Raw genomic sequence first — 12,780 nt, 5'->3', positions numbered from 1 at the left:
AACGTATGGAAGAAGAAAAAGTATTGCTCGGTCATGGTAACGGCGGCAAATACACCCAAAGACTCGTGAAAGAGCTTTTCCATCACTATTTTCGTAATGACTTACTCGACGAGATGAACGATGCAGCTAGTTTTTTGACACCCGGGGAGAGACTCGCGTTTACCACAGATAGTTATGTAATCTCTCCCCTGACTTTCCCTGGCGGAGACATCGGGAAACTGGCCGTTTGTGGAACAGTCAATGATCTAGCTGTGAGCGGTGCCCGACCCTTGTATTTGAGTGCAGGCTTTATTATCGAAGAAGGGTTCCCAATGGCAAGGCTTAGGCAGATTGTCCAGTCTATGGCGGATACGGCTAAAGCAGCCGGTGTGCTAATTGTTACCGGCGACACGAAAGTCGTGCCTAAAGGTTGTGCTGACCAGCTTTTTATCAACACGGCAGGTATTGGGGTCATACTTCCTGGAGCAGATGTGTCAGGAAGTAACGCCAGGCCAGGGGATAAGATCATCATTAATGGTACGATAGGCGACCATGGCATGACCATAATGGCCAAACGCTCGGAACTTAATTTCAATAATCTCCGCAGTGACTGTGCTCCGCTCAACGGGTTAATCCAAGAGTTATTGTTGGATGTACCAGGTATTAGGGTGCTAAGGGACCCTACTCGGGGTGGAGTAGCGACGACTCTCAATGAAATTGCCGTGCAGAGCGGTGTGGGTATAGCTTTAGTTGAGGATTCTCTGCCCGTTCAAGGAAACGTGAAGTCAGCCTGTGATATTTTAGGATTAGATCCTCTATATCTGGCTAACGAAGGTAAGTTTCTGGCCGTGGTGCCGCAACCGCAGGTTGAGGCAGCTATGAATGTCCTTCGAAAACACCCGCTGGGACAGGATGCTGCGGTAATTGGTGATGTGGTGGATGGCCCTGTCGGTAAAGTGTACCTTAAGACAGGCATTGGTGGTAAGAGGATTGTTGATGTCCTTGTAGCTGATCAACTGCCGCGTATTTGTTAGAAACAAGCTTGAATCATATTTACCTAATAACCTTATATCCTGATAAAACAAGGATATAAGGTTATTAGTCTTTGAAACTAATCCAAGTAATGTAGAAAAGGAAACGGACTTAAAAAACATCAAGGAGAATGTTACAAAAACGTTAAATTTTATTCAAGGGTTCTTCAAATTGGTCATTTATAATTCAAGTATCGATAAAATTCTGAGGTTACCATCATCGGCATAGAACCACAGGAGATTCGGTAAATACATTAGAAAAATTTCCTCGAAAAGGAGGGGCATATGGATAAGCAGATGACAGTGACAGATCATCTGGGGGAGCTCAGATACCGTCTCATTATTTCATCGGTGGCGCTGCTCGCCGGAGCCACCGTGATTTATCTAAATATGGATAAAGTTATCATGTGGCTTACGGCTCCTTTAAGTGGAAAGCAACTGTATTTTATCGGTCCTGCTGACGGTTTTTTTACAACGATTCAAATAGCTGTCGTAGGGGGGATTATGGTTAGCCTGCCGGTGCTTATTTACCAAGCCATAGCGTTTATTATGCCAGGCTGTACTCGACAAGAACGGAAGACAATTTTCTTTGCCATTCCACCGGCTTTGATCCTTTTTGCTTTAGGAGCTGGCTTCGGTAATCAAGTGATTTTCCCTTTGGTACTACGATTTTTCATGGGGGTTGGTGAGGGTTACCTTAACCCTATGCTTCTTGGGGTCAAATATTTTTCCTTCCTATTATTATTAACATTTGCTATGGGTATGTTATTTGAAATTCCCCTCGTCATGATGGCCCTCAGCCGGCTAGGCTTAGTAAAATCCAGAAAGCTTAGAAATACGAGAATGTATGGCTACATTGGAATCCTTCTCCTCATTGGTCTGATCGTACCTACCCCAGATGTATTAACTCTAGTGGCCATCTGTGCCCCAGTACTTCTTCTCTACGAATTGAGCATCTGGATTATTTTCTTTATGGAAAAAAACAAGATGAAGAAAGACAATGTTAACTATGCTTGAGACAAAAGAATTCACATTGAAGTGATGAGCATTTACTAAATTTTTGTGCCTTGAGCACAGCGAAAGGAATGGATCTTAAAATGAAAAATAAAGGTGGACATTTATCACATGGTATCCTAATGTTACTATGCTGTTTGGTGCCGATTGTTTTACTAGCAGCACTGCCATCGTTAAACTTGGAGAGTTCGGGTCTGAAAAGTGGATTATCGGTGTTATTAATATTGGCTTGTCCATTGGGACATTTAGTAATGATGAAATTTATGTCTCATAATCACAAACATCAAGATGTAGCAGATGGAGAAAATTGTAAACAAGAATAAACAATGTTTGATTTTGGAGCTAAGGTACAGAAAGAACATGTCAGGCGATTTTTTTAGAGCCAATTAATGGTCTCTTTTTTTAACAAGGAATATAGGGTAGACCCCTATGCTATATAGGAAGGATGGTGAGTCAATGAACGAACCGATTAAAGTAATTTGTTGTAATCAGGATAGGACGAAAGAAGAAGGTAACCTCAGGAGTCATCATGAAGAAAAAACGATCCAACAGCTTATCGCCCGAATGAACCGGATCGAGGGTCAAATCCGGGGCATTAAAGGAATGATTGAGCGCCAAGTGTATTGTGATGACGTCTTAAATCAGATCTCCTCCGCCCAGTCTGCCCTCGATGGGGTTTCTAAATTGCTTCTGGAAAAACACATGAAATCATGCGTGAGGGAACGGTTGGAAGCTGGTGACACAGAGGTGGTGGACGAAGTCTTGAAAACGGTGTTCCGCATGATCAGATAATCTTCTGTAAAGAATAAACAGCGAAAGGGAATCTGAATCAGATTACCGATTGGAGGTAAACGTTATGAGTGAAACAACAAGAAGCGAACATTTGGCACAGGTAAGTTTGCCGGTAGAGGGTATGACTTGTGCCGCTTGTGTGGCAAAAGTGGAAAAAACCCTAAAAAACATGGCCGGTGTGCAGGAAGTTCATGTCAATTTGCTTTCGAGCAAGGCGGCTGTGACTTATGCGAGTGATCAGACCGGAGTACCCCAGATGGTGAAACTAATTCAAGACATCGGCTACGAGGTGCCGGAGGAGGAAGTTTTGCTCACTGTGCGCGGCATGAGTTGTGCGGCTTGTGTCGCTAAAGTCGAGAAGACCGTGAAGGGAATGCCGGGAGTCACTTCTGTTGTCGTTAATTTACCGGCGGAGTCGGCCAAGGTAACGTTTTACCCCGGAGCCGTGGATAAAACCCGGATCAAGAAAGAGATCCAAGCTTTGGGTTATGAGGCCAGCGAAAAGGTGACAGGTCAGGAAGCTTTAGACAGGGAGAAAGAGGCGCGTCAAAAGGAACTCCGGTTCCAAACCCGCAATATGTGGATTGCCTGGCCCTTAGCCAGTTTGGTGATGATTGGTATGTTCCGAGATATGTGGATCTTTCCCTATTTTGTTCCGGAATTCTTAGGGAATGTCTATGTTCTTTGGGCCTTGACCACGCCGATCGCCTTTATTCCCGGCTGGCAGTTTTTTAAACACAGTTGGAACGGACTAAAACGGGGCGCGACCGATATGAATCTACTCTACGCGACCGGGATTGGTGCCGCCTATATCATTGCCACCATCAACACCTTTTGGCCCGATGCCGGTTTTGGCGGGCGGGGAGCCACCTTTTTCGAGTCAGCCGCTTTGCTTACGGCGTTCATCGTCTTAGGTCGCTTTCTGGAAGCGCTTACCCGGGGCCGGACTTCGGAGGCGATCCGCAATCTGATGAGCTTGCAGGCCAAAACAGCGCGGGTGATCCGCAATGCTGAAGAAGTGGAGATTGCCGCCGATGAGGTGGAGATCGGGGATATTGTGGTAGTGCGGCCCGGGGAAAGCATACCCGTGGATGGCGAAGTTACGGAAGGTTATTCTGCAGTTGATGAAGCGATGATCACCGGAGAAAGCATGCCGGTGGAAAAACGCGCCGGTTCCCAGGTCACGGGCGCCACTATCAATAAGACGGGTTCCTTTAAATTCAAGGCAACCAGGGTTGGCGGCGAAACCGCTCTGGCCCAAATTATTAAAATGGTGGAAGACGCCCAGGCTTCCAAGGCGCCTATCCAAAAACTGGCTGATTTTGTGGCCGGTCACTTCATCGCTGGGGTGCATGTCCTCGCGTTGATTGTCTTCTTCTTCTGGTTCTTTGTCGGTTACGGGGCTTTCTTTTCTCCGGCCAGCCAGTTTATTCTCTCTCCCTATAGCTTAGCGGAAGTAGGTGTCTTTGGTTTCGCCCTTCTCTTGTCAGTGACGACCTTGATCATTTCTTGCCCGTGCGCTCTCGGCCTGGCTACCCCCAGTGCTATTATGGCCGGGACAGGCAAAGGTGCGGAGAACGGCATTCTGTTCAAAGGAGCTGATGCCGTGGAAGCGAGTAGCAAGCTAAATGCGGTCGTTTTCGATAAGACCGGGACGCTGACCAAAGGGGAACCCTCTGTGACTGATGTATATACGACCGAGGGCTTTGCCCGGGATGATGTTTTCAGACTGGCAGCGATCACTGAAAAGCCGTCTGAGCACCCCTTAGGTGAAGCGATCGTACGAGGGGCTAAGGAGGAAGGACTGTCTGTTGGAGATACGGACGAATTTGAGGCTATACCCGGACATGGTGTGCGGGCGACTTATCAAGGACAGATAATTCTGTTAGGAAACCGCCGTTTGATGCAGCAACAGAAGATCGATATCGGAAACTTGAGTGAAAAAATGGAGCAGCTTGAGGGAGAAGGCAAGACTGCCATGTTGATCGCTGTTGACAGTAAGGCAGCCGGGATCATCGCAGTGGCTGACACCCTGAAGGAAAACGCCAAAGTAGCCGTGGAGCGCTTGCAGCAGATGGGTGTGCAAGTGGCGATGATTACCGGGGACAACCAGCGAACGGCTGAAGCCATAGCCCGGCAAGTGGGGATTAAGACAGTGTTGGCAGAAGTGCTGCCCCAAGATAAGGCTGCCGAAGTGATCAAGCTGCAGGAAAAGGGTCTGAAGGTAGCCATGGTCGGGGATGGGATCAACGATGCCCCAGCCTTAGCTCAGGCCCACGTGGGAATTGCCATTGGCTCTGGAACCGACGTTGCCAAAGAAACAGGTGACATTATCCTGATCAAGGACGATATCCGTGATGTGGTAGGAGCCATTGAAATCGGCAGGGCTACCATGCGCAAGATCAAGCAGAACTTAGTATGGGCTTTCGTTTACAATATCACTGGAATTCCCTTGGCTGCTGGTATCCTGTATCCCTTCACAGGACTTCTGGTTAGTCCGGAACTAGCTTCCTTCTTTATGGCCATGAGTTCGGTATCCGTGACGATGAACACGCTACTCTTAAAACGCTACCAACCATCGTTCCGGAGGGAACAGATGAAAACCAGTACGCACCCAGTACCCCAACCACAAACAGCACGCTAAGGAGGAGGTTATACTACTATGAACGAGTTAGAAGCAAAAGCCGCCAGGCAGTCTTCAGTGGTCTATACAGCACTTTCGCTGGCAATAACCCTTATTTTTCTAGGCATCACGTGGGTGAACGGAAATACCTACACTGCCGTGGCCCGAATTGGCGGCATGATTTGGGTTTTCATCCTGAGTATGATTGTCTTTATGCCGATTGTCATTCCGGCGGTGAAGAAAAGGATCATGGGTTAGTGAACTCGTTCAGCTAAAGCTGGAACATCGGGACTTCGGTGCTATTCACTACAACCAACTATTACAAAAACGTTAACTTTTATTCAAAAGATTTTCAAACTAATAGGCTATTATTGAACTATAGCAACAAAAGTGGGGTGAGAGAGCTGATAATTAATTACGTTAAAATCATTGATCGGTTGGAGCGGGCGCGCAAAGTCTTAGCCTTGTCTATGCTGGCACTGATGGTGGTCACGGTGTTGTTCTATCTTAAGGCTGATGTTTTGGTGCAGTTGTTAACCCAACCTCTGGGCCAACGGGAACTGGTTTTTCTCAGCCCTGTGGAAGGGTTCATGGCCAAAATAAAGGTGGTGTTTTTCAGTGCCTTCATCGTGTGCTTCCCATTAATCCTTTGGCAGTCCATCCGTCTTGCAGCCCCTTTACTCACCCAAGCTCAAAGGAGAATCGTTTATTGGGTAATCCCTGTCGCCACACTTCTCTTTGCAGCGGGTGTCTTGTTTGGTTATATAATCATCATTCCCATGACATTAAAGTTTTTATTGAACACAGGTCAACAGTATATGGTGGCGACCTTATCAGCTAGCCTCTACTTTTCCTTTGTAATCATGCTGATTCTAGCGATGGGGGCAGTCTTTGAATTACCGTTAATCATGGGCGTTCTGGCATTAGTAGGAATCATTAGTTCCAAAACACTGAAAGAAAAACGGAAAGTGGCATTCCTTGCGGTTGTCATAGTTACTGCTCTACTTACTCCGACGCCGGATGTTTTCACTTTGGTTGCAGCCAGTCTTCCGGTACTCGGTTTATACGAATTGAGCATTTTGCTGATTTCTAGCTATGAAAGAGTTTCCGCAAGAAAAAAACAGTCACTTGTACAGGAAGTATGATATTAAAATTTGGAACCAAGTAGTGAATAAAAGTCACAAAACTAGATAGACACATAGGGGTTACGCAATGACCTTATATCCTAAAACAAGGATATAAGGTCATTTGCTTTTAAACCTAAAATTCAAGGAGAAAAAACTATGTTACAAAAACGTGATTTTTAATTCAAGGGTTCTTCATATGGATTAATTATAATTCGTGTATCGATTTGAATTACCCATAACATCAAGATGGAGGTGGCAGATGAAAAAGACGGCAGTCCTCGGCATAGGAAATATTCTCTTAAGAGATGACGGGATAGGTGTACGGGTGGTTCAGGCACTGCAGGAGAAAGGATCCTTACCTCATGTAGATTTAGTCGATGGGGGTACTTCCACCCTGGATATGTTAGACTTGTTTCTGACCAATGAGCGGGTCATTGTTGTGGACAGTCTGTCTGGGGGGCATCCCCCGGGTACGGTATATCGCCTTAAGCCCGAACAGTTAGGTGCTTATACCAGTTCAGATATCTCCCTGCATGATACACAAATCCTTGATTTGGTCAGACTCGCTGGATTGATGGAGAAAAATCCCGAGGTTATCATCATTGGCATTGAACCAAAGGAGATTAAGGAATCTCTGGGGCTGTCAGTGGAAATGGTAACTATGCTGCCTCAGGTTATAGACTTAATTGAAAAAGAGGCAGTAGCCTGAAGCGCAAGCTTGCTTTCCTGAACACGGTCCCCAGGATAAAAACAGGGCGCTGGATAAACTATATACCAAGAAGCTAAGACCATGAAGGTTGAGAAACAGGCTGAAGCCTGGTGTTTCCTTCATGGTCTTTTTATTAAGAAATAACAGAAGCATTTAAACTAGCGGGAAAGAGGGATAATATCATGACTGATCGCAAATATGACGGAATAAGCAGAGCCAAGTGGCTCCGCTACGGCAGTGCCGTATTAGGAATACACATACTAGGACTGAGTTTACTGTTTTTCAACTCTGGCAATTATCCGCAATTATTGGGACTTGGCTTCTTAGCTTATACTCTTGGACTAAGGCATGCGTTTGATGCAGACCATATTGCCGCTATAGATAATACAGTACGGAAAATGGTCCAGGAAAAATCAGACCCTACAGGAATAGGCTTCTATTTCTCGCTGGGCCATTCGTCAGTCGTCTTGGTTATGGCCATAGTCACAGCAGTATCGATGAACTGGGCACAACAAAACATTCCTCAACTGAAGGAAGTAGGTAGTCTGATCGGCACAGCTGTCTCAGGAAGCTTTTTGATTCTCATCGGAATTTTAAACCTGTACATTTGGGCCGATCTTTATCGGCTGTTTAGCCAAATGCGTGAAGGTAAATATAATGATAATAACTTAGACCAACTTCTTTTAAGCAGAGGGCTAATATCCCGTTTCTGTGGACCACTTTACCGCCTTATCACTAAAAGTTGGCATGTGTACCCGCTTGGTTTTCTATTTGGATTGGGCTTTGACACGGCTTCAGAGGTGGCCTTGCTTGCAATCTCAGCTAACGCGGCTACTCAATCGATCCCTGTGGGTGCAGTTTTGGCTCTGCCAATTCTGTTTGCGGCGGGTATGAGTTTAATGGACACCGCTGATGGAGTGTTTATGACCACAGCCTATAACTGGGCCTTTTCCACTCCTCTGCGCAAAATCTATTACAACCTTACAGTCACCGGACTGTCTGTTATTGCTGCCTTGTTTATTGGAATTATTGAGTTGGGGCAAATTCTTATCGCTAAACTAGGGTTAAACTACGGCCAATGGAAGTGGGTTATGGATTTGAACTTTGGCAATATGGGTTATGTGCTGGTTGTTTTGTTCATCATTAGCTGGGGGATCTCATACTTATTCTGGAAGGTTTTGCATCTAGAAAATGCCTGATTAATTTTGATCGGCTGCATTTTCTTAGTTAACTTTGTAAAAAATAAGCTATAATGTGCAGGCCTAATTCATGTGATAGTTTTAGGGTTAAATAAAGGAGGATGCAAACTATGATGAATGGATGGGGTGGCTATGGCACTTATGGTGCTTATGGTGGAGGTTATTGGTGGATGGGCTTAATCGGTATGGCAATTCAAATGATCTTTTGGGTAGGTTTGTTCGTCCTCGGGGTTTATCTATTTCGGCGTATAGGCAAACATGCCCCAAATGAGACTGGTGACCGGGGGAATGCTTTGGACATTTTACGTGAACGGTATGCTCGTGGTGAAATTGATACAGAAGAATATCACCGTCGTCGTGACATACTGCAAAATAAGTAACGTCCCCGCTAAAGAGAACGGGCAGCATTAAATGCTGTCTGTTTTTTTATGCTCAACAGAGCGACTCAGCCACTTTATATATTTATTGAAAATTGTGTAAAAAAACTAGCTTTGCCTACTTTTCTTATAACTTTATTTCCATTTTAGGGCATGTATAAGGATTAATCGTAACAATCACTCAATTATTACAAAAACGTGAACTTTTGTTCAAAGGATATTCAAACTAATAGTCTATTATCTAAATATGGATGGGAGGTGACCCTAAGAAGCTTTACAGATAGATAAAAAACAAATTAGTCTAATAAATGCTTATAAAATGGAGGTTATAGTATGCAAATTAGTCGACGAGATTTTATGAAGTGGGCTGCCGGATCTGCTATGGCTTTAGGTCTTACTTCTTTAGATCTAATCAAAGTTGAGGAGGTTTTGGCTGCAAGTACCAGCCCGCCGGTTATCTGGCTGCAAGGTTCCATGTGTACGGGTTGTTCTATTTCTCTACTTAACGCAACCCAGCCGACCACAATCGACGATGTGCTGTTGAACCAAATCAGCGTTAAGTATCATCCTAATCTGGCCACCGCAGCAGGTGATCTGGCAGTTACTTCAATCATTGACACATCTACTGCTTATAAGGGGGAATTTATTCTCTGTATCGAAGGCGGTATTCCAACAAGCACAAATGGTAATTACTGTGTTATTGCAGACAAAAAAGGAAAAAATTGGACTATGGTCGATGCAGTGAATGAATTAGGACCAAAAGCAAAATATGTTCTGGCCATAGGCACCTGTGCTTCTTTTGGCGGAGTAGTTAAACCGTCAATTTACACAGGTATTAAGACAGTTAAAGAAGTTTTGAATGGGAAAACACAAAAACCAATCATAAATTTACCGGCTTGCCCAGCTCATCCGGAAACCATGGTTGGAACGATTGTAACTTTGTTAACCAAAGGCATTCCTAAATTAGATAGTTATGGTAGGCCGGTCGAATATTATCCAACGACAGTCCATAATAATTGTCCTCGCCGTCATACAGAAATGGTGGATCAATACGGTGTTTTTGGTTGCTATAGAGGTATCGGTTGTAAAGGACCTGAAACCACTTTCAGTTGTCCTCTCCTTAAATGGAATAACGGTGTGAACTGGTGCATTGATAAGGCTGACATGCAGTGCATAAGTTGCGCTTCCCCGAGTTTTCCAGAAGGGCCTTTTTATTACGGAGGAATGGGCTCTGGAGGAATGGGTTCTGGTGGCATGGACTCTGGCGGAACAGGCTCTGGTGGAATGGATTCCGGTGGCACGAGTTCCAACCAGAGCTCCGGCATTGTAAATACAATCAGGTCTAAGTCAAAGTTGTAGAAGTATAAAACTAGATAATTGGTAACTTAACTTAAGTTAAGAAAGGAATCAGAATTATGCCAAATACTATTACTATAGACCCGGTAACCAGGGTAGAAGGTCACTTAAAAGTAAAGGTAGAGCTGGACAGCAGCAATAGAGTTACTACGGCCTATATGACAGGTAACTTGTTTAGGGATATGGAAAACATTTTGAAGGATCGACATCCTTGGGATGCGATCCACATTACGCAACGGATTTGCGGGGTTTGCCCTGTCTCGCATGCCATTGCTTCGGTTAAAGCCAATGAACAAGCCATGGGTTTTACACCTAGTTCACAAGCCACTCTGCAACGTTCTATCATTCAGGCAGGCAACTATTTACAAGACCATATCCTGCATTTTTATCATTTGAGTTTAATGGATTATATTATTGGTCCCCAACTGAATCCTTGGTCACCCGGATATGATGTAGACATGCGGATCAATAGTACGGACACTCAACGCCTAATCACTAATTACCTGGAAGGCCTAAAAGTCCGTCGTCAGGCACAGGAAATGGTGGCTATCCTGGCCGGTAGGGTGCCTCACGTTATGAGTATAGCACCCGGTGGCGTAACGATGCCCCTCGAGGCCGGGCTGATAAGTCAAATGAAGAGCTACTTGGTAACCGTCAAGGACTTCATAAACAATAAATATTTGCCGGATGTAGAGACCTTAACCAGCGCGTACAGCGATTACTTCGCTATTGGTCAAGGCCCGGGCAATTTCCTCAGTTATGGTGTTTTTGATCAGGCAGACGGTAATGTGCTGTTTAAGAGCGGACGACTCATTAAAGGTGTAAGTGAAAGTGTGGATCCCAATAAAATTAGTGAGTATGTACAGTATTCGTACTATTCCAGCCCCAGTGGATTAAACCCGGCAAAGGGCCAGACAACTCCTGCTTACGGTAAAAGCGGAGCTTATACTTGGCTAAAGGCACCCCGTTATGAAGACCAGGTGTATGAACTTGGTCCCTTAGCCCGGATGAATATTAACGGTTATTACAATGGCAAGGTGTCTGTTATGGACCGGATTAAAGCCCGGGCTCTGGAAACCCAAAAGATTGCGGAAGCCCTTACGGGATGGATGAATCAGCTTGTTCCTGGGCCTAGTGCTTATCAAAAGATTACTACTCCACCTAATTCAGGTACTGGCATTGGGTTAACGGATGCTCCCCGGGGGGGACTCGGTCATTGGCTAAGCATTAGCAACCAAAAAATAAGCTCCTACCAGGTAATTACTCCTACTTGCTGGAATGCATCCCCCAGGGATGATAAGGGAGTCCCCGGTGTCTTAGAGCAGGCTTTGATCGGCACTCAAGTAGCGGATCCGGAGCGACCGATCGAACTGTTACGGATTATCCACTCCTTTGATCCGTGCACTGGTTGTGCCGTACATGTGATCAGTCCGGAGAAAGGAATTGATAAGGAGTTTATTGCCACCCATCCCGGTGTAGTAGGGTTCGGTAGATGAAAATAAGGAGGTATAGATCATGCCTAGTCTAGGTTTTCCGGAATTGGTGATTATCTTGGTGATGGCTCTGATTATTTTTGGACCAGGCAAATTGCCTGACGTGGGTCGTTCGGTGGGGAAAGCTCTGCGTGAATTCAAAACGGCTAAGGACAGCGTAGTCAGTGATATAAAAGAAGATAACAAGGAGAATGCCAATGTCACTGGATAAACTCGGACCAAAGTACTTGCTTCGAGCCGTAACACCTTATTTTTAAAGAAATATGTGTTGCAAATGCCGCCTGAAAAATCCCAATCGTAAGATTGAATAGCATTAACAATAGTTACTCTCCCGATATAGAGCGCCCAGTTATTATTAACTGAGCGCTCTACGACTTCCCATGGGGAAGTTTTCTTTAATATATCAGACCCCCATGCCGCATAGCGGCACCACTGATGAATGAAAATTTTGTTCTAATGTTAAACTAGAGGAAATCTGGGTAGAACAAATAGGAGGCTTTCATGATGAAAAAATGGTTAATTCCAGTAGGTATAATTGTCCTTTTGGCAGTGATGCTGATCTCTGGTTACAATAACCTAGTAAAGATCTCAGAAAATGTCAATGGGAGCTGGAGTCAGGTTCAAAACCAGTTGCAGCGCAGAGCAGATTTGATTCCCAATTTGGTGGAGACCGTGAAGGGATATGCTTCACAGGAAAAAGAAGTTTTTACTGCGGTCGCTGAAGCAAGAGCAAAATTAGCGGGTGCTGCAACTGTGGGAGATGCGGCTCAGGCCGATCAGGCATTAACCGGTGCTCTAGGAAGATTATTAGCCATATCCGAAAGCTATCCGCAGCTCAAATCGGATGCAAACTTTCGTGCCTTGCAAGATGAACTGGCTGGTACAGAAAACCGCATCGCTACTGCTCGAATGGACTACAACAATTCTGTTCAGAGCTACAATACCATAATCAAGACGTTACCCACATCACTTTATGCCGGAATCTTTGGCTTTGGGCAAAGAGATTATTTCAAACCGAATGTCAATGTAAACAATGCCCCAGCGGTTAAATTTTAAAGAAGGTTTTACGAAGGGAATGAA

General features: G+C 45.0%; 14 protein-coding genes. All 14 read left to right on the top strand.

Translation table 11 applies throughout. The annotated features are described in order from the left end of the window. Positions 1–5: 5 nt before the first annotated feature. The 14 genes from hypE (at position 6) to ACYQ3Q_RS00335 (ending at position 12,756) form a co-directional block, all read left to right on the top strand. Complete coding sequence (hypE, locus tag ACYQ3Q_RS00400) at positions 6–1,013, top strand: hydrogenase expression/formation protein HypE (protein WP_459927178.1); 1,008 nt, start codon at positions 6–8, stop codon at positions 1,011–1,013. 282 nt (positions 1,014–1,295) lie between these two features. Beyond that, the gene (gene tatC / locus ACYQ3Q_RS00395; protein WP_459926702.1) at positions 1,296–2,027 is read left to right on the top strand and encodes a twin-arginine translocase subunit TatC; all 732 of its coding nucleotides are present in this window, start codon (positions 1,296–1,298) and stop codon (positions 2,025–2,027) included. 50 nt (positions 2,028–2,077) lie between these two features. Beyond that, positions 2,078–2,347 carry a DUF2933 domain-containing protein gene (locus tag ACYQ3Q_RS00390; protein WP_459926701.1) on the top strand — a complete coding sequence of 90 codons (270 nt, stop codon included), beginning with the start codon at positions 2,078–2,080 and terminating at the stop codon, positions 2,345–2,347. 133 nt (positions 2,348–2,480) lie between these two features. Beyond that, the gene (locus tag ACYQ3Q_RS00385; RefSeq protein ID WP_459926700.1) at positions 2,481–2,816 is read left to right on the top strand and encodes a metal-sensitive transcriptional regulator; all 336 of its coding nucleotides are present in this window, start codon (positions 2,481–2,483) and stop codon (positions 2,814–2,816) included. Positions 2,817–2,880: 64 nt separating this feature from the next. Beyond that, complete coding sequence (locus ACYQ3Q_RS00380) at positions 2,881–5,460, top strand: heavy metal translocating P-type ATPase (RefSeq protein ID WP_459926699.1); 2,580 nt, start codon at positions 2,881–2,883, stop codon at positions 5,458–5,460. 18 nt (positions 5,461–5,478) lie between these two features. Beyond that, positions 5,479–5,697 (top strand): hypothetical protein, encoded by a 219-nt coding sequence (locus ACYQ3Q_RS00375; RefSeq protein ID WP_459926698.1) that lies wholly within the window; start codon positions 5,479–5,481, stop codon positions 5,695–5,697. A 137-nt stretch (positions 5,698–5,834) separates the two neighbouring features. Further along, complete coding sequence (gene tatC / locus ACYQ3Q_RS00370) at positions 5,835–6,584, top strand: twin-arginine translocase subunit TatC (protein ID WP_459926697.1); 750 nt, start codon at positions 5,835–5,837, stop codon at positions 6,582–6,584. Positions 6,585–6,825: 241 nt separating this feature from the next. Next, positions 6,826–7,275 (top strand): HyaD/HybD family hydrogenase maturation endopeptidase, encoded by a 450-nt coding sequence (locus tag ACYQ3Q_RS00365; RefSeq protein ID WP_459926696.1) that lies wholly within the window; start codon positions 6,826–6,828, stop codon positions 7,273–7,275. Positions 7,276–7,457: 182 nt separating this feature from the next. After that, the gene (locus ACYQ3Q_RS00360; protein ID WP_459926695.1) at positions 7,458–8,474 is read left to right on the top strand and encodes a HoxN/HupN/NixA family nickel/cobalt transporter; all 1,017 of its coding nucleotides are present in this window, start codon (positions 7,458–7,460) and stop codon (positions 8,472–8,474) included. A gap of 110 nt (positions 8,475–8,584) precedes the next feature. Further along, positions 8,585–8,854: an SHOCT domain-containing protein gene (locus ACYQ3Q_RS00355; protein ID WP_459926694.1), complete on the top strand. Its 270-nt coding sequence runs from the start codon at positions 8,585–8,587 to the stop codon at positions 8,852–8,854. A 330-nt stretch (positions 8,855–9,184) separates the two neighbouring features. Next, on the top strand, positions 9,185–10,210 hold the full coding sequence (locus tag ACYQ3Q_RS00350) for a hydrogenase small subunit (RefSeq protein ID WP_459926693.1): 1,026 nt from the start codon (positions 9,185–9,187) through the stop codon (positions 10,208–10,210). A gap of 56 nt (positions 10,211–10,266) precedes the next feature. Beyond that, on the top strand, positions 10,267–11,703 hold the full coding sequence (locus ACYQ3Q_RS00345) for a nickel-dependent hydrogenase large subunit (RefSeq protein ID WP_459926692.1): 1,437 nt from the start codon (positions 10,267–10,269) through the stop codon (positions 11,701–11,703). Between the two features lie 19 nt (positions 11,704–11,722). Continuing rightward, complete coding sequence (locus tag ACYQ3Q_RS00340; RefSeq protein WP_459926691.1) at positions 11,723–11,911, top strand: twin-arginine translocase TatA/TatE family subunit; 189 nt, start codon at positions 11,723–11,725, stop codon at positions 11,909–11,911. 293 nt (positions 11,912–12,204) lie between these two features. After that, positions 12,205–12,756: a LemA family protein gene (locus ACYQ3Q_RS00335; protein WP_459926690.1), complete on the top strand. Its 552-nt coding sequence runs from the start codon at positions 12,205–12,207 to the stop codon at positions 12,754–12,756. Positions 12,757–12,780 lie beyond the last annotated feature (24 nt).

It is taken from the genome of Desulfosporosinus burensis (genome assembly GCF_054657535.1).
Note: the sequence above shows the minus strand (reverse complement) of the source record. Positions and strands in the feature narration are given on the sequence as shown.

Excerpts from the sequence above, each read along its gene's own strand:
- hypE (WP_459927178.1), top strand. The coding sequence starts at position 6 with ATGGAAGAAGAAAAAGTATTGCTCGGTCATGGTAACGGCGGCAAATAC.
- tatC (WP_459926702.1), top strand. The coding sequence starts at position 1,296 with ATGGATAAGCAGATGACAGTGACAGATCATCTGGGGGAGCTCAGATAC.
- ACYQ3Q_RS00385 (WP_459926700.1), top strand. The coding sequence starts at position 2,481 with ATGAACGAACCGATTAAAGTAATTTGTTGTAATCAGGATAGGACGAAA.
- ACYQ3Q_RS00380 (WP_459926699.1), top strand. The coding sequence starts at position 2,881 with ATGAGTGAAACAACAAGAAGCGAACATTTGGCACAGGTAAGTTTGCCG.
- ACYQ3Q_RS00375 (WP_459926698.1), top strand. The coding sequence starts at position 5,479 with ATGAACGAGTTAGAAGCAAAAGCCGCCAGGCAGTCTTCAGTGGTCTAT.
- ACYQ3Q_RS00365 (WP_459926696.1), top strand. The coding sequence starts at position 6,826 with ATGAAAAAGACGGCAGTCCTCGGCATAGGAAATATTCTCTTAAGAGAT.
- ACYQ3Q_RS00360 (WP_459926695.1), top strand. The coding sequence starts at position 7,458 with ATGACTGATCGCAAATATGACGGAATAAGCAGAGCCAAGTGGCTCCGC.
- ACYQ3Q_RS00355 (WP_459926694.1), top strand. The coding sequence starts at position 8,585 with ATGATGAATGGATGGGGTGGCTATGGCACTTATGGTGCTTATGGTGGA.
- ACYQ3Q_RS00350 (WP_459926693.1), top strand. The coding sequence starts at position 9,185 with ATGCAAATTAGTCGACGAGATTTTATGAAGTGGGCTGCCGGATCTGCT.
- ACYQ3Q_RS00345 (WP_459926692.1), top strand. The coding sequence starts at position 10,267 with ATGCCAAATACTATTACTATAGACCCGGTAACCAGGGTAGAAGGTCAC.
- ACYQ3Q_RS00340 (WP_459926691.1), top strand. The coding sequence starts at position 11,723 with ATGCCTAGTCTAGGTTTTCCGGAATTGGTGATTATCTTGGTGATGGCT.
- ACYQ3Q_RS00335 (WP_459926690.1), top strand. The coding sequence starts at position 12,205 with ATGAAAAAATGGTTAATTCCAGTAGGTATAATTGTCCTTTTGGCAGTG.